Raw genomic sequence first — 19342 nt, 5'->3', positions numbered from 1 at the left:
GAAAGCGCCTCGCCGCGATTGGCGGAGGGACAAGCCCTCCCTCGACCCCTCCCGCTTTCGGGAGGGGAGCATCGTCGTCGCTCTTCGCATCAGACCAGCGCCTTCGCTTCATCGCCCATCTCACCCGAGACCTCGTTCGCCTGGAGGATCATCTCGGTATGAGCGGCGCCGGACGGGATCATCGGGAAGCAGTTGGCGAGCTTTTCGACGACGCAGTCGACCAGCACCGGCCCGTCATGCGCCAGCATGTCGGCGATCCCGGCGTCGAGCTGGTCGCGGCCCTCGATACGGATACCCTTCCAGCCATAGGCTTCGGCGAGCTTCACGAAATCCGGCAGGCTTTCCGAGTAGCTCTCTGCATAGCGGCTTGAATAGGTCAGTTCCTGCCACTGGCGGACCATGCCCATATACTGGTTGTTCAGGATGAACACCTTGACCGGCAGGCGGTACTGCGTCGCGGTCGCCAGTTCCTGGATGTTCATCTGGATCGAGGCTTCGCCGGCGATGTCGATGACCAGCGCATTCGGATTGCCGAGCTGCGCGCCGATCGCGGCGGGCAGGCCATAGCCCATCGTGCCGAGGCCACCGGATGTAAGCCATTTATTGGGCGCCTCGAAGCCGAAATGCTGGGCCGCCCACATCTGATGCTGGCCCACCTCGGTCGTAATGATCGGCGCGCGGCCCTCGGTGGCGGCATACACTGCGCGGATCGCGCGTTGCGGCATGATGCCGTCGCCGTCCTCGGGAAAGTCCAGGCACTGCGCCGCGCGCCAGCCTTCGATCCGCCGCCACCATTCGGCGAGATCGGGCTTCGGCGTCTGGCGCGCCTTCCAGACACGGATCATGTCTTCGAGCGCATGGCCGACATCGGCGATGACGGGCAGATCGACGCGGACATTCTTGTTCACGCTCGATCGATCGATGTCGACATGGATTTTGCGGGCATGCGGCGCGAACGCGTCGAGCCGGCCGGTTACCCGGTCGTCGAAGCGGGCGCCCAGCGCGACGATCAGGTCGGCCTTGTTCATCGCCATGTTGGCTTCGAACGTGCCGTGCATGCCGAGCATGCCCAGCCATTGCTTCGATGAAGCGGGAAGCGCACCCAGACCCATCAGCGTTGAGGTGACGGGCGCGCCGGTGACGCGTGCGAACTCGCGCAGCAACTGGCTGGCCTGCGGCCCCGAATTGATGATGCCGCCGCCGGTATAGAAGACCGGACGTTCGGCCGCCGCGATCATGTCGACCGCCGCCTCGATCGCCTGCTTGTCGGCCTTCACCTGCGGGCGATAGGTCTTGTGCTGGATCGGGCCGGGCTTCTGGTAGCGCGCGGTGGCGACCTGGACGTCCTTCGGGATGTCGACGACGACCGGACCGGGGCGGCCCGAGGTGGCGATGTGGAAAGCTTCGTGAAGCACCGAACCGAGGCGTCCGGGGTCCTTCACGAGATAATTGTGCTTGGTGCAGTGTCGCGTGATGCCGACGGTGTCGGCTTCCTGGAACGCGTCGGTGCCGATGAGCGCGGTGGGAACCTGTCCGGTGATGACGATCATCGGGATCGAATCCATCAGCGCGTCGGTGATGCCGGTGACGGCATTGGTGGCTCCCGGACCCGAGGTGACGAGCACGACGCCGGGCTTGCCGGTCGAGCGGGCGTAACCCTCCGCCGCATGCGTCGCCGCCTGTTCGTGACGGACGAGGATGTGGCGAATGCGTTTCGATCGAAACAGCGCATCGTAGATCGGAAGCACGGCGCCGCCGGGATAGCCGAACACGACTTCCACGCCGAGATCGCACAGCGCCTCGACCAGAATGTCTGCTCCGCTCTTCTCGGTCACGATCTGTCTCCTGCCTGCTAACATGCGTAATATCGCATCGGAGGCCGGCAGCTAGCGGCATCAAAACATCGCGTCAACCGGACAGAAGATATTTAATTTCAAACTCACATAAAAGTTCGTTCGTTTGTGTCCCTGCGGTTCGGTGCCAGAAGGGCGGCGGCTGGCGACGGAACCAGGTATATTGGCGCTTGGCATATTGCCGCGTTGCCGCCTGTGCGCGGGCAACGGCGTCGCCGCGGGAAAGCGTGCCGCATTGCCATTCGACGATCTCCCGAACGCCGATGGCACGCCGCACCGGGGCGTCGGCGGCGATGTCGCTGCGGGCGTCGAGGGCCAGGGCCTCCGCCACTGCGCCCCGTTCCAGCATGGCTTCGAAGCGGCGATCACACCGCTCGCGCAGCCAATCGCGATCGGGCAGAAGGATGAAGGGCAGGAGGGTGACGCTGTCGCCGATGCCGCCGGTCCTTTGACGCTGCCACTCATCGAGCGGGCGGCCGGTCGAACGCACCACCTCCAGCGCGCGGGCGATGCGGTTGGCGTCGGTGGGGACAAGGCGGCGAGCGCCGGCAGGGTCGGCCTGGTCGAGTGCCGCGTAATTTTCCTGCACGGATGCGGCGCGGATTTCGGCGCGGATGCCGGGGTCGATTGCCGGCACCGGCGCTATCCCCTCGATTAATGTGCGCAGATACATGCCGGTGCCGCCGACGAGGACGGGCAGCTTTCCGCTCGCCTGGGCTTCGGTGACCGCTTGCCTGGCCTCCGCCGCCCATTGCGCGGCGGAATAGGGATCGGCTCCGTCCACATGGCCGAACAGCCGATGCGGCACCCGCGCCTCTTGCTCGGCCGAAGGACGGGCGGACAGCACACGCAGATCGCGATAGACCTGAGCGGAATCGGCGTTGATGACGATGCCGTTATGGCGTTCGGCGATCGCCATGGCGAGTGCGGACTTGCCGCTGGCGGTTGGCCCTGCAATGAGCGCCACCTTCGGATAATCACGGGAGTCGGCCATGTTCATCGCCACGCTGATAGCATCGGATATGCTTGCCGCGGGGGATATTTCATCCGCGCGCGACCGGCTGGCCGATGCCGGATGTGCGCCGAGCGAGGGCGGCTGGATCGACGCCGGACGGGCCGCCGACATTCCCTTCGCCATGGGCAGCGAAAGGGCGCGCGCAGCATTGGAAGGTGCCTTTGCTGGTGTCGACCTGGTCGTGCAGCCGGCAGAGGGCAGGCGCAAGCGCTTGCTGATCGCGGACATGGATTCGACCATGATCACGGTCGAATGTATTGACGAACTGGCCGATTATGCCGGAATCAAGGCGGAGATCGCGGCGGTGACCGAGCAGGCGATGCGCGGCGAACTGGACTTCGCCGAGGCGCTCGATGCGCGGGTGGCGCTGCTGAAGGGGCTGGAGGCGACTGCGATCGAGCAGTGCCTGGCGGAGCGCGTCATGATAACCCCCGGTGCGCGCCAACTCGTCCGCACCATGCGGGCGGGTGGCGCGATGACGGTGCTGGTTTCGGGCGGCTTCACCCATTTCGCCGGCCCGGTGGGACGGGAGATCGGTTTCGAGCGGGTGGTGGCGAACGATCTGCTGATCGACGGCGCCGCGCTGACCGGTGCGGTGGGCAAGCCGATCGTCGATTCCTCCACCAAGGAGCGCACGCTGGAAGAGGAACTGACGCGGCTCGATCTTCCGGCGGATGCGGCGCTGGCGGTCGGCGACGGCGCGAACGACCTGGCGATGATCGGGAAAGCGGGGCTGGGGGTCGCCTATCACGCCAAACCGGTCGTTGCTGCCGCCGCGCGTGCGCGTATCGATCACGGTGATCTCAGCGCACTGCTTTATGCGCAAGGAATCCCGCGCGCGCGCTGGATCACTGACTGAGCGACGTTCAGGGGCGCACGACCAGACAGGCATTTCCCGCGGCCTTGACCTGATCGCAGGCGTTTTCCGCCTGGCGCCGGGACGCAAAGGGGCCGACCTGGAGCCGGGTCAGCCCGCCGCCGGTTTCGTAGAAGGCCGAACGATTCGAAAACAACGCGACCCGGTTGCCGATCTTCCGCCACAGTGATCTGGCGTTGCCGGCCTGTCCGAAGGCGCCGAGTTGAACCCGCCAGCGTCCGGTGGGACGCGAGGCCGGCCGGCTTGTCGCCGCCGGTTCGGGTGCCGGCGAAGGCGCGGGCGCGCGGTCGTCGGCGGCTGGCGCAGCGTCCGCCGACGCCGCGATCGTCTTCGTCATAGGCCGGGGGCGCGCCAGCGGATGGATGGTATCCGCAATCCGGATGGGCGCATCGCCCTCCGCCGCGCGTTCATAGGTGCGCGCCAGCTCCGTCCCGCGTTGGCGCTGTTCAAGCGAGATATATTGGTCCATCTCGCCGAGCGTTCTGGACGCTTGCGGCAATCCCGCCGCCGCGGCGCGCGATACGAGCGCATAGGCCAGGGCCCAATCCTTCTGCACCGCCTCGCCGTTGAAAAGCATGGTGCCGAGGACGAATTCGGCCCTGGACTCGCCGCGCTCGACAGATTTTTCAAGCCAGGGGAGCGCCGCGGCGTGTTTGCCGTTCTGGTACAAGGCCAGGCCGTAATTATCGGCCGCCTGCTCATGCCCCTGCAGCGCCGCCTTGCGATACCATTGCTCGGCCAGTTCGAAATCGACCGGAACCCCGCGGCCCAGCTTGTACGCCTGACCCAGGTTGAACTGTGCATCGGCGTCGCCCTGTTCGGCCGGCTTGCGCCACTCAGCCACCGCTTGCGTATAGTCGCCACGTGTCCACGCCGCCACGCCGTCCTTCACGTCGGCATGCGCGGGCGCGGCCGGTGCCAGACTAAACCAGGCCATGCCCGCGGCGATCGCGATCTGTCGGGTGATGGAGGTACGCATCGTGTCATCCCTTCGGGTATCGGACATTAACCATGCCCGGCAAAACTTTCATCTTCGCTAATCGAGCCTGCCCGGCGGACGATCCCCCGTCGCGTTAACCGCTTCTTATCCCCCGCCATGGCATCGCAGTACCGGAACAGGAAAAGATCAGGGGATCCAATGCGCGTTCTCGCAATGGCATCGCAGAAGGGCGGGTCCGGCAAGACCACGCTTTCCGGCCACCTGGCCGTGCAGGCACAATTGGCGGGACAGGGGCCGGTCGTGCTGATCGACATCGATCCGCAGGGTTCGCTCTCCGACTGGTGGAACGAGCGCGAAACGGACTATCCCGCTTATGCGCAGACGACGGTTGCGCGCTTGTCTGCCGATCTGGAGGTTCTGCGCCAGCAGGGCTTTCACCTGGCGGTGATCGACACCCCGCCGGCCATAACCATGGCTATCCAGAGCGTCATCCAGGTGGCCGAACTGATCGTCATCCCTACCCGGCCGAGCCCGCACGACCTGCGCGCCGTCGGCGCCACGGTCGACCTGTGCGAACGCGCCGGCAAGCCGCTGATCTTCGTCGTCAACGCCGCCACGCCGAAGGCGCGGATCACGTCGGAAGCGGCCGTCGCGCTGTCGCAGCACGGAACGGTCGCCCCGGTCACGGTGCATCAGCGCACCGATTTCGCATCGTCGATGATCGATGGCCGCACAGTCATGGAGGTCGACGCCAATTCGCGTTCGGCTCGCGAAATCGTCGAATTGTGGACCTACGTCTCGGACCGGCTGGAAAGGAATTTCCGCCGCACGGTCTTCCGCGCCCCGCCGCAGACTCAAGGCTTCGCGCCGCAGCGCCAGGCGGGAAGCGGCTTCGGTCGCCGGGTGGTGAGCTGAGCCATGAACATGTTCGCCAATACCAAGCGTACCGCCTCGCTTTCATCGTCGCTCCTGGCGCGCAAGGGTCAGGCCAGGCCGGCGATGCGCCCACAGGGCTTCGTGGGCATGAGTACGGAGAATCTCGAGGATCTCGGCTGGAACGACATGGGCGATGCCGCGGTCGCCGAGCAGATTTCGCCGAAACCGATGCCCGACCCCGCAGCGGCCGAGGTGCCGCAGGTGCTTCGCCAGCGTGAGGAACTGGGGTCCCGCATTTCGTCGCCGGAGCCGGATGGTGCTCGTGGGGCAGGGGAGCCGCTGAAGGTGGCGGACGAGAGCGAAACCGTCACCCAGGCGGCGGTTGTGATCGAAACCGAAGATACCGAGTGCGAGCGGCCGGTGTCGTTGAACACGGCGGCGCGGTTGCGGCGCGAAACGCGCAAGAAGCGCGGCAAGGCGGCCTTCACATTGCGGCTCGATCCCGACAGGCATCTGCGCCTGCGGCTCGCTGCCGCGATTCGCGGTCGATCGGCGCAGAATCTCGTCACCGAGGCGCTCGACGCCTTTCTCGACACCATTCCGGCGGTGGACGGCCTGTATCAGCAGGTCGCGGCCGACAAGCGACGCTGAGTCATTGGGGGAACACATGAACAGCCGAACGATTCTCAGCCTGAGTGTATCGGCGCTGATCCTTGGCGGCACGGTGGTGGGCTGCGCCAGCACCCACCCGACGCTGGCCCGCGCCGCAGCGTCGTCCGAACAGCTCGACAGCATGGCTGGCAAGGCGCGGGAGGCATTGGCGGCCGATAAAAATGCCGATGCGGTGCATTATGCCGAGCAGCTCGTCGCGGCGGCGCCGCGCAACGCGAACTACCGCGCCTTGCTCGGGCGCAGCTATCTTGCGTCCGGCCGCTTTCTGTCGGCGGAGCAGGCGCTCGGCGACGCGCTCAGCCTGTCGCCGCGCGATGGCAACGTCGCGCTGAACCTGGTCCTGGCTCAGACGGCGCAGGGCAAATGGGATGCGGCGCGCGAAACGCTGACCGATCATGGCGATCGCATCGACCCGATCGATCGCGGCCTGGCACTCGCGCTGGCCGGCGATCCGGAAGGCGCACTGGGCATATTGAGCCAGGCGGCGCGCGGTCCCTCGGCGAGCGCGCGTGCGCGCCAGAATTATGCGCTGGCATTGGCGCTGGCGGGGCAGTGGTCGGCGGCGAAGGCGGTCGCCTCCGTCGACGTCCCAGCATCCCAGCTCGACGCGCGGATGACACAATGGGCGCAGTTCGCGCAGCCGAAGCGTGCCTCCGATCAGGTGGCATCGCTGCTCGGCGTACAGCCCGTCGCCGATAGCGGGCAGCCGGTGCAACTGGCGCTGAACGATTCCGGCGCGCAACTCGCGGCGGCGTCGGTAGTCTCGCCCGGCGACGATTTCGTCGCCGTATCGCCGGCCGTCGAAAACGACATGTCCATTGCGGTAGCGGAGCCCGACGCCGTGCCGGCGCCGGTCGCTACTTCCGCAGCCCCGGCCGCGATGCCGGAGATTCGCTTTGCAGCGCGTCGCGAGGTCGTGCAGGACATCCCGGTGCGCGTCCCTCATGCAGCGCCGCAGGCGGTGGCGAAGGCGGATCGTACCGCGTCCGAGCCGCGCGCGCCGAAAGCCCTGACCAGCGGCAACTTCTACGTCCAACTGGGCGCGTATGAGAATGCCGCAGTGGCGAAGGACAAATGGCGGCACATGCGTCACCGCATCCAGCGTCTGGCAAGCCTGACGCCTTCGGGTATGAGCGCGAGCGTGGACGGCCGGCAGTTCTACCGTCTTTCCGTGGGCGGCTATTCCCGCGGAGATGCCGTTTCGCTTTGCCGGCAGGTGCGCGCACATGGCGGCAACTGCTTCGTGCGCGGCGACGCCGGCGATCAGATGGCGCAGTGGGTGCGCAAGGATGTGCAACTCGCCTCGCGCTGACCGACGCGTTCCGACGTCAGTGCTCGACGCCGCCCTTGAAGCGCTTCAGGACGCGCCCCTGCACGGGTAAGCCGTCGAACGGGGTATTGCCCGCCTGAGCCGCCATTCTGTCGGCGTCGATCCGCCAGGGCCTGTCCGGATCGATCACGATCAGATCGGCGGGCTGGCCGGGGCGCAACAGGCCTGTATCCAGTCCGAGAACTTCCGCAGGATTGCGCGCCAGCAGCGCGAACAGGCGGTCGAGCGTTAGATGTTCGTCGCGTACCAGTCCCAGCCCGAGCGCCAGCAGGGTGTCGGCTCCAGCCGCGCCCGGGGCGGAATCGGCGAAAGGCAGTCGTTTGGCCTCCGGCCCGCGCGGGTCGTGGCCCGAACTCAGAACATCGATCGTGCCGTCCGCCAGCGCGGCGAGCGCCGCCTGGCGATCCTCTTCGCTGCGCAGGGGCGGTGAAAGATGGGCGAAGGTTCGGAAATCGCTCATGGCGATATCGGACAGGAAGAGGTGGGCCGGTGTAACGCCGCATGTAACGGCCACCCCGCGGCGCTTTGCCTGACGCACCAACTCGAAACCGGCGGCGGTCGTGACCTGGCGAAAATGCAGGCGGGCCCCGGTTTCCTCCGTAAGCGCGATATCGCGGGCAATCGCAAGCGGCTCGGCAAGGGCGGGAGCAGCGGATAGTCCCAGACGGGTCGCCGTCTCGCCTTCCGTCGCCACCGCGCCGCGCGTCAATCGACCGTCTTCGGCATGGGCGATGACCGTCAGGCCGCAATCGCGGGCATAGCCGAGTACCTTGCGCATCACGCCCGAATCTTCGATCCAGGTGCGGCCCGTCGAGACGGCCCGGGCGCCGGCCTGCTGCATGGTCGCCATCTCGGAAAGGTCGCGGCCCGCCAGCGCCTGTGTCGCGGCCGCGATCGGGTGGATCCACAGGTCCGGCTTGCCCATCATCGCCGCGCGCTGGACGATACCGGGATCGTCGAGCACCGGCGACTGGTCCGGCATAAGGCCGACGCGGACGATGCCGCCGAAGGCGAATGCGGCCTTGTCGATGGCGAACGCCCCCAGATCCACGATGCCGGGCGCCAGGATGGCGCCGCCGAGATCGATCGTCTCGCCCTCGGCTTCCGCGGAGGTCGTGGCGGCGATTTCGTCGCCGGCGACGACGAGATCGCCGTTGCGTTCCCCGCTTTCGGGACAAACCAAGCGCGCATCGGTGAAGCGCAGGCTCATGCCCAGCCCTCCACGCCGCGGGCGCGCCGGGTCAGCACGTCCAGGCAGGCCATGCGTACGGCAACGCCCATCTCCACCTGTTCGGTAATGGCGGAACGCGCCGTATCGTCGGCGACCTCCGAGCTGATCTCCACGCCGCGATTCATCGGGCCGGGATGCATCACCAGCGCGTCCGGCCGGGCGTGCTGAAGGCGTTCCGGCGTAAGGCCGTAGCGCAGATGATATTCGCGCGTGGACGGGATGAAGGCCCCGTTCATACGCTCGTTCTGCAGGCGCAGCATCATGACCACATCGGCCCCTTCCAGCGCGGCGTCGAAATCCGTGAACGGCGTTACCGCCATGCGATCGACCGCCGCCGGCATCAGGGTCGAGGGTGCGACGACGCGAACTTCGGCTGCCAGTGCGGTGAGGGCGAGCATGTTCGAGCGCGCCACCCGGCTGTGCAGCACATCGCCGCAGATTACGATGCGCTGTCCGGCGATGTCGCCGCGCCGTCGCCGTATCGTCAGCGCATCGAGCAATGCCTGGGTGGGATGTTCGTGCCAGCCGTCCCCGGCATTCAGGACCGGGCAGTTCACCTTGTCGGCGATCAGTTGCACCGCGCCCGAACTGCCGTGGCGGATGACGATCACATCGGCGCGCATCGCGTTCAGCGTCATCGCCGTGTCGATCAGGGTTTCGCCCTTCTTCACGCTCGACTGCGCGGCGTGCATGTTGACGACATCGGCGCCGAGCCGCTTGCCGGCGATCTCGAACGACAACAGCGTCCGCGTCGAATTTTCGAAAAACGCGTTGATCTGCGTGATGCCGTCGAGGCGGTGGTCGCTCTTGGCGCGGTCGCGGTTGCGCTCCACCCACTGCTCCGCCTCGTCGAGCAGGAACATGATCTCGTGCGGTTGCAGGCCCGCGATACCGGTCAAGTGCCGGTGCGGAAAGGCTTCACTGCCGTTCAGCACGGCGGCGGGGCGGTGGTCGGATGCTGGCATCAAAGGGACCGCGTAGCGACGCCGGCGCGGCCAGGCAAGAGGCGCCGCATCAACGCTCGGTGACGTTCGCAAGCGCGTCGATCGCGCCTTGCAGGATATAGGAAGCCGCCATCTTGTCGACCAGATCGGCGCGCCGTGCGCGGCTGCGATCTTCGGCGATCATTTGCCGTTCGACGGCCTGGGTCGACCAGCGCTCGTCCCAGAGCAGGATCGGCGGTCCCATGTCTTCGCAATTCCGGGCGAAGGCCCGTGTCGATTGCGTGCGAGGCGAATCGGTGCCGTCGAGGTTGAGGGGAAGGCCGATGACCAGCCCGCGCACCGCCTGGCCGGCGATCAGGTCCGCGAGCGCAGCCTTGTCCCTGGTGAATTTCGTGCGGCGGATAAGGGCGGCGGGATTGGCGAAATGCCAGCCGGCGTCACAAAGAGCCGTGCCGATCGTCTTGCTGCCGACATCCAGCCCCATCAATCTGCCGCCGAGCGGCAATACATCGCGGAAGGCGTACGCATCGGTGGTGATCATGCCGACGGCTCTAGCGCCCCGCGGGGAAGAGGTCGATGGCAAGGAGCGCGCCGTCTTTCGGCGTCCGCTCCCTGCCGTCGCGCAGCGGTTACTTCGCCGGCTCGGCCTTTGCCACGACCGCGGACTGGACACGCTTTTGCAGTGTCTTGTCGCTCTGGGCGGCCTTGGCGATGGCATTGAAGCGTGCGGGCTTCAGCCCATGCGATTGCAGCGCGGCGATCATCTTCTTCTGCTTGGCGGCCGGCTGCAACGAGCCGTCTTGCTGGATGCCCTGCAAGTCCACCACGGTCGAGGCGAAAGCATCGACTTCCGTGTCGCTCACATCCTTGGCCGGCGTGATCGTCTGCGGTGCGGCCGGCGCGGCATCCTGCGCCTGTGCCATCGGGGCGGCGAGCGTGCAGCCCGCAAGAATGAACGCCGAAAAAATCGGGGTCTTCATGTATCGATCTCCATATTCGGGGAAAAACGCGGACGCGAGTGGGTGTTTGCGGAGGCGCGGGTCAAGCAAAGCGATGACGGCCCGTGCCGAAGACAGGGTGGGCCGTTCCTCAGTGATGTCCCGCTTCGAACGCCTTGAACCGGCGCGCCGCATCCTTGCGAACATTCGCCCAGAACAGCGAATAGTCGAACACGTGATAGTTGTTCCCCGGCAGGACATAAGGGCCGACTTCCGGCGGGGCGCCGATCTTCAGAATGCCGCGCCCGGTACACCGCGCCGGAACCCGGCCCGCAATGATCCGGGCCGACTTCATATCGGCGGAAGGATAGAGCGTGCCGAGATTGGCATCCGCGGATGCCGTTTCGTCGGCGCCACCGGTCAGCGGATTGGTGCAGACCACGGGCGTGTCCTTGCGCGGCTGACCGGTGAATCCCCGCGTCGCATCAAACGTGTCGAAGATCAGCGACGGATCGGCAGGTTCGGCGAAGCTTTGCCAGGAAAGAATGCAGCCCGCCTGGTCCGCCGTTTGGCAGGCGGGCAAGCCCATGGCAGGAAGATCGGCCGTCTCCGACACCGGCCAGCCCACGACATAGGCGGCGACGATACGGTCGGCGAGCGGCGTGCCGGCGATCCGCTCCTTCAGCAGGCGCGACAGGTGCAGGGCGCCCTGGCTGTGCCCGGCCAGGATGATGGGGCGGTCGGGGCCGATTTCCCGCAGGAACTGGTCGAAAGCAGAGTCCACGTCGCCATAGGCGAGGTCGAGCGCCTGGTTCGCGGCCGCCTCGTCGGTCAGGAAGGCGCCGAATGTCGCCTGCCGATAACGCGGTGCCCAGATCGCGCCGATGGCGTTGAAGGCGCTCGCCTGTCCGCGCAGGAACAGCGCGGCACGGCTGTTCGCTTCCTTGTCGTCCAGTGGCGCGTTCCAGTGGGTGCGCTTCAGGTACGAGGTCGGATGGATGAAGAACACGGCCGCCGGTGGATCGCCGGCCGGTTCATACCCGTCGGGCGTCCACAAGGCGGGATTGCCCGGTTTGTCCGGGCGCGCGATCCACATGGCCGGATCGGCATAGGCGCTGGATTGGGTCTCCGGCTGCGATTCGAAGCCGACACGCGGCACCATCGTCCGGCGGAGAATCTCGGCTCCGAAATAACGATAGGCAAAGGCGGCGGCGAGGGCGAGCATGACAAGGATCGCGATCAGGTAGAGGAATTTCCGGGCCAACGCGGCGCTCCGTGTTGCGGTGCAGCATAAACGTGTGAAGTGCAATTCCGCTCCCGTGCGCCATGCTTGCCGATTGTGCAAGTTGGGCAGGGCGTGGCCGGCCGCTCTTTGCCGTTGCGCTCCCCGCGCGCACGGTGCTAGCCGCATGACCCATGTCCGTAACCAAGGAAACCGTCGCGCGCGTGGCGAATCTCGCCCGGATCGCGCTGACCGAGGAAGAGCTGGAGCGCCTTGCGCCCGAACTTGACAACATCATCGGCTGGGTGGAACAGCTCGGCGAGGTCGACACCGCCAATGTCGAACCGACCACCGCCGTCATTCCCAATCGCTTACGCCTGCGCGAGGATGTCGTGACCGACGGCAATTGCCGCGCCGACGTGCTCGCCAACGCGCCCCAGGCCGAACATGGCTTCTTCGCCGTGCCCAAGGTGATCGAATAGTGAATTGCTTCCGGAATTCCTCCGTCCGCACTGGGCTTGTCGAAGTGCCGTCCTTCTGCTCGATCGGGCAAGAAGAAGTGCGGGGAGTCGACGCGCTCAGCCCCAATGGTTTCGGGAGGCGCGATCATGACTGAATTGACCGATCTCGGCCTGCGCGCCCTGCGCGACGGCATCCGTGCGGGCGAATTCTCGGCGCGCGAAGTCGCCGATGCGCATATCGAGCAGGTGGCGAAGGCGAAGGAACTCAATGCGTTCCTCGTCGACACGCCCGACCATGCGCTCGCCGCGGCCAAGGCAGCCGATGATGCGAAGGCGAAAGGTGACACGCTCGCCCCGCTCGCCGGGGTGCCGCTGGGCATCAAGGACCTGTTCTGCACCAAGGGCGTCGCGGCGACCGCCGGCAGTCATATCCTCGAAGGGTTCAAGCCGCCCTACGAATCCAGCGTCTCGCAGCGCTTGTGGGACGCGGGCGCGGGCATGCTCGGCAAGCTCAACATGGACCAGTTCGCGATGGGCTCGTCGAACGAGACGAGCGCCTTCGGCAATGTGAAGTCGCCTTGGCGGAGGAGCGACGGCGGCAATGCCGTGCTGACGCCGGGCGGTTCGTCTGGCGGATCGTCGGCGGCGGTCGCGGCGCGGCTGTGTCCGGCGGCGACCGGCACAGACACTGGCGGGTCGATCCGCCAGCCTGCGGCGTTCACCGGCATTGCCGGGATCAAGCCGACCTATGGCCGCTGCTCGCGCTGGGGCGTGATCGCCTTTGCCAGCTCGCTCGATCAGGCGGGCGCGATGGCGCGCGACGTGACCGACTGCGCGATCCTGCTCGAACAGATGGCGGGCTTCGATCCCAAGGACGCGACCTCGCTCGACGCGCCGGTGCCCGATTGGGAAGCGGGATTGTCGAGCGATCTCAAGGGCAAGCGCATCGGTGTTCCCAGGGAATATCGCATGGATGGCATGCCCGCCGAGATCGGGGCGCTGTGGCAGCAGGGCATCGCTTGGGTGAAGGATGCCGGCGCCGAGGTGGTCGAGGTGTCGCTGCCGCACACCAAATACGCGCTGCCGGCTTATTACATCATCGCGCCGGCGGAGGCGTCGTCGAACCTCGCGCGCTATGACGGGGTTCGTTACGGCCAGCGCGACCTGCCTGACGGCGCGAACCTGCAGGAAATGTATGCGGCGACGCGCGACCACGGTTTTGGCGACGAGGTGAAGCGGCGGGTGATCATCGGCACCTATGTGCTGTCGGCGGGTTTCTACGACGCCTATTACACGCAGGCGCAGAAGGTCCGCACGTTGATCGCGCGCGACTTCGACATGGCCTGGGAGAGTTGCGATCTGCTGCTGACCCCGACCGCACCGTCTGCCGCATTCGGGCTGGGCGAGAAGTCGGACGATCCGATCGCCATGTACCTGAACGACGTCTTCACCGTGCCGAGTTCGCTTGCCGGACTGCCGGCGATGAGCGTGCCGGGCGGCCTCGACAAGCAGGGCCTGCCGCTGGGGCTTCAGATCATCGGCAAGGCGATGGACGAACAGGGCGTGCTCAACGCCGGGCTGGCGCTGGAAGAGCGCGCCGGGTTCACCGCGCGGCCGGAGGCCTGGTGGTGACAAAGCCTTCAATAGACAGCGACGAGCTTACGGCATTCGTGGCTTCTACCTTGAAAGCCATAGCGGCTGGAGTCGAGGATGCCTCCGACCAGACCAGCGTCGAAATGAACGACTTCGTGTTTGGTTTTGACATGCCCGAAGCGGTGAGCTTCGATTTGGCAGTTTCGGCCACAAGGAATATTGCGAAGGGCGGTGGTCTAAAAGTCCATGTAGCCTCGTTGATCGCTGGCGAAGGGAAGCTATCGAGCGAGCAAAAAGCGGAAGAAATTTCGCGGATTGCATTCGACGTGAAATGGAAAGCGGTCGATCGGGTGGCGAAGCCCGATGCCCATAAATACGATCGTTACAGCGAGCTAAAAGAATGACCGAGAGTTCTTACCGCATCCAGGGGGCAACGGGCGAGTGGGAGGTCGTGATCGGCCTCGAGGTACATGCACAGGTCACGTCGAAGGCCAAGCTGTTTTCGGGCGCATCGACCGCATTTGGGGCGGAGCCGAATACGCAGGTATCGCTGGTCGACGCGGCGATGCCGGGCATGCTTCCGGTGCCGAACAAGGAATGTATCCGCCAGGCGGTGCGCACCGGCATGGCGCTGAATGCCGTCATCAACAAATGGTCGCGTTTCGACCGCAAGAATTACTTCTACGCCGATCTGCCGCAGGGATATCAGATTTCGCAACTTTACCACCCGCTGGTGGGCGAGGGCGTGATCGAGGTGAGCCTCGACGAAAAGGATCCGGAAGCCGAGATCAAGGAAATCGGTGTCGAGCGTATCCATGTCGAGCAGGACGCCGGCAAGCTGATGCACGACCAGCATCCAACACGCTCCTATGTCGATCTCAACCGGTCGGGTGTGGCGCTGATGGAGATCGTCAGCCGACCTGACATGCGTTCTCCTTCCGAAGCAGGTGCTTACGTCAAGAAGCTCAGATCGATTCTCCGTTACGTCGGCAGTTGCGACGGCAATATGGAAGAAGGGTCTATGCGCGCCGACGTCAACGTGTCGGTGCGCAAGCCGGGCGGCGACCTGGGCACGCGGACGGAGACGAAGAACGTCAACTCGGTCCGCTTCGTCATGGCCGCGATCGAGTTCGAGGCGCAGCGCCAGGTCGATGTGCTGGAGGGCGGCGGCAAGGTGGTGCAGGAAACGCGCCTTTTCGATCCCGACAAGGGCGAGACGCGGTCGATGCGTTCCAAGGAGGAAGCGCATGACTATCGTTACTTCCCGGATCCTGATCTGCTGCCGCTGGTGCTCGACGACGCGTTTCTAGACGAGTGCCGCGCGACGCTGCCCGAACTGCCTGACGCCAAGCGCCGCCGGTACGAAAGCGAGTTGGGCCTGCCCGCCTATAATGCTGCGGTGCTGACCGCCGAGGCGGAGACGGCGCGCTGGTTCGAGGCGCTGCTCGCCGAAAGCGCGCGGTTGCAGAAGAAGGGTGAGGCAGAAGTCGCCAAGGCGGCGTCGAACTGGCTGATTTCCGAGCTGTTCGGTGCCTTGAATCGGCTCGGCAAGGACATCGAGAACAGCCCCGTCAGCCCGGAACACGGGGCGGAGTTGCTCGGGCTCGTCGCCGATGGCACCATCTCCAACACCATCGCCAAGCAGGTGCTGGAGATCATGCTCGAAACCGGCGACGCGCCCGCGAAGATCGTGGAGGACAAGGGGCTCAAGCAGACCAGCGACACCGGCGCGATCGAGGCCGAGATCGCCAAGGTGCTGGAGGCGAACCAGGACAAGGTCGCCGAATATCGTGGTGGCAAGGACAAGCTGTTCGGTTTCTTCGTCGGCCAGACGATGAAGGCGATGGGAGGAAAGGCCAACCCGCAGGTCGTCAACGAACTGCTCAAGAAGGCTCTGGGATAGAGGGTATGCGCGGCCACGCCACATCCGTTCGCCCTGAGCCTGTCGAAGGGCTGATCTTGCTTGCGCGAGGCAGAAGGGCAGTGCTTCGACAAGCTCAGCACGGACGGACTGGTGCGATTATGTGCTTCATTGCGGGGGTGATGGTAGCGGTCGCGGCACTGCTCGCGATGCCGGCGCTGGCGCAGGATACACCTGCACCGAATGCCAAGGGGCAGGTGTTCGTCCGGCTCGACACCAGCGCGGGGCCGATGACGCTGGCGATCGAGACGGAGAAGGCGCCGGTCACGGCGAAGAATTTCCTGCGTTACGTCGACTCCGGACGGCTCGACGGGCGCAGCTTCTACCGGGTCGTGAAGGTGCAGGACGAATTCGGCTTCGTGCAGTTCGGGATGGATGGCGATCCGAAGCTCAGCTATCCGCCGATCGCGCACGAACCGACGATCGAGACGGGGCTGCATCACACCGACGGCACCATTTCGATCGCGCGGCTGGAGCCGGGCAGTGCGCGCGGCGAGTTCACCATCGTCGTCGGCGACAACCGCCCCTCCTTCGATGCGCATCCCGGCAAGCCCAGGGACAATCTGGGCTATGCCGCGTTCGGTCGCATCGTGTCGGGCCGAGATACGCTGATCAAGATACTCGACACGCCCGTCGATCCCGACAAGGCGGCGGACAGCGGCGTTTTCAAGGGAGAAATGCCCGCCGATCCCGTAAAGATCGTCCAGGCGAGGCGCGTGCCGGCTCCGGCGGAGGTGGCGCCGGACCTCCCGACAGCGGCAGGCAGCGGGGCGTCCGAATAAGCTCGAATCCAGGGTTTCGGGCGGCGGCGCTTGCGGCTTTGGGCTCCTGCCTGCGCAGGAGCACGGCCGGGATGTCGCACCTCCCGGTGCGCGAGCCGGCTCCTGCACTGCAATCGCTCCTGTTCTTGCGGACGTCGAGACGTCGCCGGCACGTCCATCTGTGCAAACGGACGCTGGGTCGAGTCCGGCAAAACGCCCGAGGGTAGGCGCTATTGCGCGTCGTCGTCCTGGTTCTTCACCCGTCCGCCGGTGCCGCCGACGCCGTCGGCCAGCCCGGGATCGGTGAACGTTTCAGGCTCCTCGCCGCCTTCGCCGCGGTCCACGGCGTCGGATCGGCTTTCGACGATCTGCTCGATGTCGCTGCGCTCGTCCTGATCCGGGCGAGGCGGGCTGTCGGGGTGCGGTTTGCGGTCGTCGTCTGTCATCCAATGTCCTTTCCATCGATAGGCTGGCCCGGCGCCGGGTTCGGCATCGGCGTGTGCCCCGGTTCGGGCACGTCCACATCCGGACCCGGCGGATTGATCTCGGGCGGCGGCGTTACCGGCTGTCCCGGCTGCGGCTCGCCGGGCGTCTCCGGCGGCGGGGTGGTCGGCTGCGGCCCGGGTTGCGGCGGGGTTTCGGGCGGGTGGGTGCCGGGAAGCGGGAAGGGCTCCGGATTGGGGGCAGGGGCTGGTTCGGCGGGGTTGGTCGCCATTGTGCGTCTCCATCATTCGGTATTGGGAACGCTTGCCCGGGCGCTGGGTTGCTTCGCACCTTGCCCCGGCCGTCCGCCGTGCGTATAGACCGCCGCCGACCGGCGGTGTCCGCTAGCGGGCGTGGCGGAACTGGTAGACGCGCTTGGTTTAGGTCCAAGTATCGAAAGATGTGGGGGTTCGAGTCCCTTCGCCCGCACCAGTCTCGCCGCGTTGCGCGGGACTGGACACCGTGATCCGAAATTCTTTAGATTTGAAAGCGTAGGAATGCAGACTGTCGAGACGTTGAACGAAGGCCTCAAGCGCGCCTACACCCTGACGATCACCGCCAAGGACATCGACGCGAAGGTCGATGCCGAGGTCAAGCGCGTCGCGCCGCAGGTCCGCATGCCGGGCTTTCGTCCCGGCAAGGTGCCGGCCAACCTGATCCGCAAGATGCATGGCGAGGCGCTGGCGGGCGATGCGCTGAATTCGACGATCCAGGAGGGCGTGCAGTCGGTGATCGCCGATAACAAGCTGCGCCCGGCGATGCAGCCTTCGGTCGAACTTGCCGACGGCTATGAGCCCGGCAAGGATGCCGAGATCAAGATCGAGATGGAGGTCCTGCCCGACGTTCCCACGCCGTCGATCGACGGCCTGAAGCTGGAACGCCTGACGGTGCCGGCAACCGACGAGCAGATCGACGAACAGACGCAGAAGCTCGCCGAGCAGCAGAAGCAGTTCGAGGACGCGCCCAAGAGCCGCAAGGCGAAGGAAGGCGACCAGGTCGTCATGGATTTCGTCGGCAAGGTCGATGGCGAGCCGTTCGAGGGCGGCACCGGCGAGGACATGGCCGTCGAGATCGGCTCCGGCCGCCTGATCCCCGGCTTCGAGGACCAACTCGTCGGCGTGAAGGCGGGCGAGGAAAAGACCATCGAGGTCAATTTCCCCGAGGATTACGGCGCCAAGGAACTGGCCGGCAAGGCGGCGACGTTCGATCTGAGCGTGAAGGCGGTCAAGGTCGCCGGCGAAACCAAGGTCGATGACGAATTTGCCAAGAATCTGGGTCTCGAAAGCCTGGAGCAGCTCAAGGGGCTGTTGAAGGGTCAGATCGAGCAGGAACTGAACGGCCTGACGCGCACGCATATGAAGCGCAAGCTGCTCGACCAGCTCGCCGAAGGACATGACTTCCCGGTGCCGCCGTCGATGGTCGAGGCCGAGTTCAACCAGATCTGGCAGCAGCTCGAGCACGAAGCGAGCCACGAGGAGGACCCCGAGGCCGCGAAGAAGGAGCTGGAAGACGATCGCGACGAATATCGCGCGATCGCCGAGCGCCGGGTTCGCCTGGGCCTGCTCCTGTCCGAAATCGGCCAGGAAAACGGCGTGGAGGTGACGCAGCAGGAAATGAGCCGCCTGATCATGCAGGCCGCCCAGCAATATGGTCCCGAGGATCGCGAGCGTTTCATCCAATATGTCCAGCAGGAGCCGATGGCCGCCGCGCAGCTCCGCGCGCCCCTTTATGAGGACAAGGTCGTCGACTTCCTGTTCGACAAGGCGGAGATCACCGAACGCGAAGTGACGCGCGAGGAACTGGAAGCCGCGATCGAGGCCGAAGACGACAGCGAGGCGGAAAAGGCCAAGGCCGCGCCGAAGGCTGCCGCCAAGAAGCCGGCGGCGAAGAAGTCCGCTGCGAAGAAGGCGGACGACAAGCCGGCCGACGAGAAGGCGGAGGCCAAGGCTCCCGCGAAGAAGGCGGCGGCGAAGAAGGACGAAGCCGAGGACGAGAAGCCCGCAGCGCCCGCCAAGAAGACGGCAGCGAAGAAGGCTCCGGCCAAGGCTGCGGCTACGAAGAAGGCGTCGTCGAAGGATGCTGCCGAAGAGAAGCCGGCGGCTAAGAAGCCCGCTGCCAAGAAGGCATCCACGGCGAAAAAGCCGGCCGCGAAGAAATCCAGCGCGGCGGAAAAGTGATCTGACGATCCGGCCCCTCGTTCCAGATCGGAACGAGGGGTTTTCGTT

20 protein-coding genes and 1 tRNA gene are annotated in these 19342 nt (G+C 65.8%); 11 read left to right on the top strand and 10 right to left on the bottom strand.

Annotated elements, in window-relative coordinates; translation table 11 throughout:
• Positions 1-89: 89 nt before the first annotated feature.
• The gene (locus tag RPR59_RS09185; RefSeq protein ID WP_313913296.1) at positions 90-1859 is read right to left on the bottom strand and encodes an acetolactate synthase 3 large subunit; all 1770 of its coding nucleotides are present in this window, start codon (positions 1857-1859) and stop codon (positions 90-92) included.
• 49 nt (positions 1860-1908) lie between these two features.
• On the bottom strand, positions 1909-2847 hold the full coding sequence (miaA, locus tag RPR59_RS09180; protein WP_313913294.1) for a tRNA (adenosine(37)-N6)-dimethylallyltransferase MiaA: 939 nt from the start codon (positions 2845-2847) through the stop codon (positions 1909-1911).
• Between miaA and serB the strand changes: the two genes are divergently transcribed.
• Positions 2846-3727, top strand: coding sequence for a phosphoserine phosphatase SerB (gene serB, locus RPR59_RS09175; protein WP_313913292.1), 882 nt, complete (start codon positions 2846-2848; stop codon positions 3725-3727). The two genes, miaA and serB, sit on opposite strands and share 2 nt — an antisense overlap.
• 7 nt (positions 3728-3734) lie before the next feature.
• Here the strand turns inward: serB and RPR59_RS09170 are convergent, their stop codons facing one another.
• A complete protein-coding gene (locus tag RPR59_RS09170; RefSeq protein WP_313913290.1) occupies positions 3735-4724 on the bottom strand; it encodes an SPOR domain-containing protein in 990 nt (329 codons plus the stop codon).
• 159 nt (positions 4725-4883) lie between these two features.
• Here RPR59_RS09170 and RPR59_RS09165 point away from each other — a divergent pair, with 159 nt between their 5' ends.
• Genes RPR59_RS09165 through RPR59_RS09155 form a run of 3 tightly spaced genes read left to right on the top strand, consistent with a single transcriptional unit; the run spans position 4884 to position 7545 of the window.
• Positions 4884-5600, top strand: a complete 717-nt coding sequence (locus RPR59_RS09165; protein ID WP_313913288.1) for an AAA family ATPase — start codon at positions 4884-4886, stop codon at positions 5598-5600.
• A 3-nt stretch (positions 5601-5603) separates the two neighbouring features.
• Positions 5604-6212: a hypothetical protein gene (locus tag RPR59_RS09160; RefSeq protein WP_313913286.1), complete on the top strand. Its 609-nt coding sequence runs from the start codon at positions 5604-5606 to the stop codon at positions 6210-6212.
• Between the two features lie 16 nt (positions 6213-6228).
• Complete coding sequence (locus RPR59_RS09155) at positions 6229-7545, top strand: SPOR domain-containing protein (protein ID WP_313913284.1); 1317 nt, start codon at positions 6229-6231, stop codon at positions 7543-7545.
• Between the two features lie 16 nt (positions 7546-7561).
• On the opposite strand, the gene RPR59_RS09150 is transcribed toward RPR59_RS09155, so the two are convergent.
• From RPR59_RS09150 to RPR59_RS09130, 5 genes are all read right to left on the bottom strand, one after another.
• The gene (locus tag RPR59_RS09150) at positions 7562-8773 is read right to left on the bottom strand and encodes a dihydroorotase (RefSeq protein ID WP_313913282.1); all 1212 of its coding nucleotides are present in this window, start codon (positions 8771-8773) and stop codon (positions 7562-7564) included.
• Entirely contained in the window at positions 8770-9759 is a 990-nt protein-coding gene (locus RPR59_RS09145; RefSeq protein ID WP_313913280.1) for an aspartate carbamoyltransferase catalytic subunit, read from the bottom strand. Before RPR59_RS09145 ends, RPR59_RS09150 begins: the two co-directional genes overlap by 4 nt.
• A gap of 49 nt (positions 9760-9808) precedes the next feature.
• On the bottom strand, positions 9809-10279 hold the full coding sequence (gene ruvX / locus RPR59_RS09140) for a Holliday junction resolvase RuvX (protein ID WP_313913278.1): 471 nt from the start codon (positions 10277-10279) through the stop codon (positions 9809-9811).
• Between the two features lie 88 nt (positions 10280-10367).
• Positions 10368-10718: a DUF4168 domain-containing protein gene (locus RPR59_RS09135; RefSeq protein ID WP_313913275.1), complete on the bottom strand. Its 351-nt coding sequence runs from the start codon at positions 10716-10718 to the stop codon at positions 10368-10370.
• A gap of 109 nt (positions 10719-10827) precedes the next feature.
• Positions 10828-11940: a DUF3089 domain-containing protein gene (locus tag RPR59_RS09130; RefSeq protein ID WP_313913273.1), complete on the bottom strand. Its 1113-nt coding sequence runs from the start codon at positions 11938-11940 to the stop codon at positions 10828-10830.
• Positions 11941-12092: 152 nt separating this feature from the next.
• Between RPR59_RS09130 and gatC the strand changes: the two genes are divergently transcribed.
• The 5 genes from gatC to RPR59_RS09105 all read left to right on the top strand — a co-directional run bounded on the left by gatC (position 12093) and on the right by RPR59_RS09105 (position 16655).
• On the top strand, positions 12093-12380 hold the full coding sequence (gatC, locus tag RPR59_RS09125; RefSeq protein ID WP_313913271.1) for an Asp-tRNA(Asn)/Glu-tRNA(Gln) amidotransferase subunit GatC: 288 nt from the start codon (positions 12093-12095) through the stop codon (positions 12378-12380).
• A 126-nt stretch (positions 12381-12506) separates the two neighbouring features.
• Positions 12507-13991 (top strand): Asp-tRNA(Asn)/Glu-tRNA(Gln) amidotransferase subunit GatA, encoded by a 1485-nt coding sequence (gene gatA, locus RPR59_RS09120; RefSeq protein WP_313913269.1) that lies wholly within the window; start codon positions 12507-12509, stop codon positions 13989-13991.
• Complete coding sequence (locus RPR59_RS09115; protein ID WP_313913267.1) at positions 13988-14356, top strand: hypothetical protein; 369 nt, start codon at positions 13988-13990, stop codon at positions 14354-14356. Before gatA ends, RPR59_RS09115 begins: the two co-directional genes overlap by 4 nt.
• Positions 14353-15855, top strand: coding sequence for an Asp-tRNA(Asn)/Glu-tRNA(Gln) amidotransferase subunit GatB (gene gatB, locus RPR59_RS09110; protein WP_313913265.1), 1503 nt, complete (start codon positions 14353-14355; stop codon positions 15853-15855). Before RPR59_RS09115 ends, gatB begins: the two co-directional genes overlap by 4 nt.
• 140 nt (positions 15856-15995) lie before the next feature.
• Positions 15996-16655 carry a peptidylprolyl isomerase gene (locus RPR59_RS09105; RefSeq protein ID WP_432280255.1) on the top strand — a complete coding sequence of 220 codons (660 nt, stop codon included), beginning with the start codon at positions 15996-15998 and terminating at the stop codon, positions 16653-16655.
• Between the two features lie 209 nt (positions 16656-16864).
• Here the strand turns inward: RPR59_RS09105 and RPR59_RS09100 are convergent, their stop codons facing one another.
• Positions 16865-17080: a hypothetical protein gene (locus tag RPR59_RS09100; RefSeq protein ID WP_313913263.1), complete on the bottom strand. Its 216-nt coding sequence runs from the start codon at positions 17078-17080 to the stop codon at positions 16865-16867.
• Entirely contained in the window at positions 17077-17349 is a 273-nt protein-coding gene (locus RPR59_RS09095; protein ID WP_313913261.1) for a hypothetical protein, read from the bottom strand. The genes RPR59_RS09100 and RPR59_RS09095 overlap by 4 nt, the downstream gene beginning before the upstream one ends.
• Positions 17350-17464: 115 nt before the next feature.
• Here RPR59_RS09095 and RPR59_RS09090 point away from each other — a divergent pair.
• Both RPR59_RS09090 and tig read left to right on the top strand, forming a co-directional pair.
• Positions 17465-17549, top strand: a tRNA-Leu gene (locus RPR59_RS09090).
• Positions 17550-17614: 65 nt separating this feature from the next.
• On the top strand, positions 17615-19294 hold the full coding sequence (tig, locus tag RPR59_RS09085) for a trigger factor (protein ID WP_313913260.1): 1680 nt from the start codon (positions 17615-17617) through the stop codon (positions 19292-19294).
• Positions 19295-19342: the final 48 nt, after the last annotated feature.

The sequence above is a fragment of the Stakelama saccharophila genome (genome assembly GCF_032229225.1).
Lineage (GTDB): Bacteria > Pseudomonadota > Alphaproteobacteria > Sphingomonadales > Sphingomonadaceae > Sphingomonas > Sphingomonas saccharophila.
This window is presented reverse-complemented; position numbering and strand designations above follow the sequence as displayed.

Coding starts and splice junctions, on each gene's coding strand:
- RPR59_RS09185 (WP_313913296.1), bottom strand. CDS start 1,859: ATGTTAGCAGGCAGGAGACAGATCGTGACCGAGAAGAGCGGAGCAGAC.
- serB (WP_313913292.1), top strand. CDS start 2,846: ATGTTCATCGCCACGCTGATAGCATCGGATATGCTTGCCGCGGGGGAT.
- miaA (WP_313913294.1), bottom strand. CDS start 2,847: ATGGCCGACTCCCGTGATTATCCGAAGGTGGCGCTCATTGCAGGGCCA.
- RPR59_RS09170 (WP_313913290.1), bottom strand. CDS start 4,724: ATGCGTACCTCCATCACCCGACAGATCGCGATCGCCGCGGGCATGGCC.
- RPR59_RS09165 (WP_313913288.1), top strand. CDS start 4,884: ATGCGCGTTCTCGCAATGGCATCGCAGAAGGGCGGGTCCGGCAAGACC.
- RPR59_RS09160 (WP_313913286.1), top strand. CDS start 5,604: ATGAACATGTTCGCCAATACCAAGCGTACCGCCTCGCTTTCATCGTCG.
- RPR59_RS09155 (WP_313913284.1), top strand. CDS start 6,229: ATGAACAGCCGAACGATTCTCAGCCTGAGTGTATCGGCGCTGATCCTT.
- RPR59_RS09150 (WP_313913282.1), bottom strand. CDS start 8,773: ATGAGCCTGCGCTTCACCGATGCGCGCTTGGTTTGTCCCGAAAGCGGG.
- RPR59_RS09145 (WP_313913280.1), bottom strand. CDS start 9,759: ATGCCAGCATCCGACCACCGCCCCGCCGCCGTGCTGAACGGCAGTGAA.
- ruvX (WP_313913278.1), bottom strand. CDS start 10,279: ATGATCACCACCGATGCGTACGCCTTCCGCGATGTATTGCCGCTCGGC.
- RPR59_RS09135 (WP_313913275.1), bottom strand. CDS start 10,718: ATGAAGACCCCGATTTTTTCGGCGTTCATTCTTGCGGGCTGCACGCTC.
- gatC (WP_313913271.1), top strand. CDS start 12,093: ATGTCCGTAACCAAGGAAACCGTCGCGCGCGTGGCGAATCTCGCCCGG.
- gatA (WP_313913269.1), top strand. CDS start 12,507: ATGACTGAATTGACCGATCTCGGCCTGCGCGCCCTGCGCGACGGCATC.
- gatB (WP_313913265.1), top strand. CDS start 14,353: ATGACCGAGAGTTCTTACCGCATCCAGGGGGCAACGGGCGAGTGGGAG.
- RPR59_RS09105 (WP_432280255.1), top strand. CDS start 15,996: ATGGTAGCGGTCGCGGCACTGCTCGCGATGCCGGCGCTGGCGCAGGAT.
- RPR59_RS09100 (WP_313913263.1), bottom strand. CDS start 17,080: ATGACAGACGACGACCGCAAACCGCACCCCGACAGCCCGCCTCGCCCG.
- RPR59_RS09095 (WP_313913261.1), bottom strand. CDS start 17,349: ATGGCGACCAACCCCGCCGAACCAGCCCCTGCCCCCAATCCGGAGCCC.
- tig (WP_313913260.1), top strand. CDS start 17,615: ATGCAGACTGTCGAGACGTTGAACGAAGGCCTCAAGCGCGCCTACACC.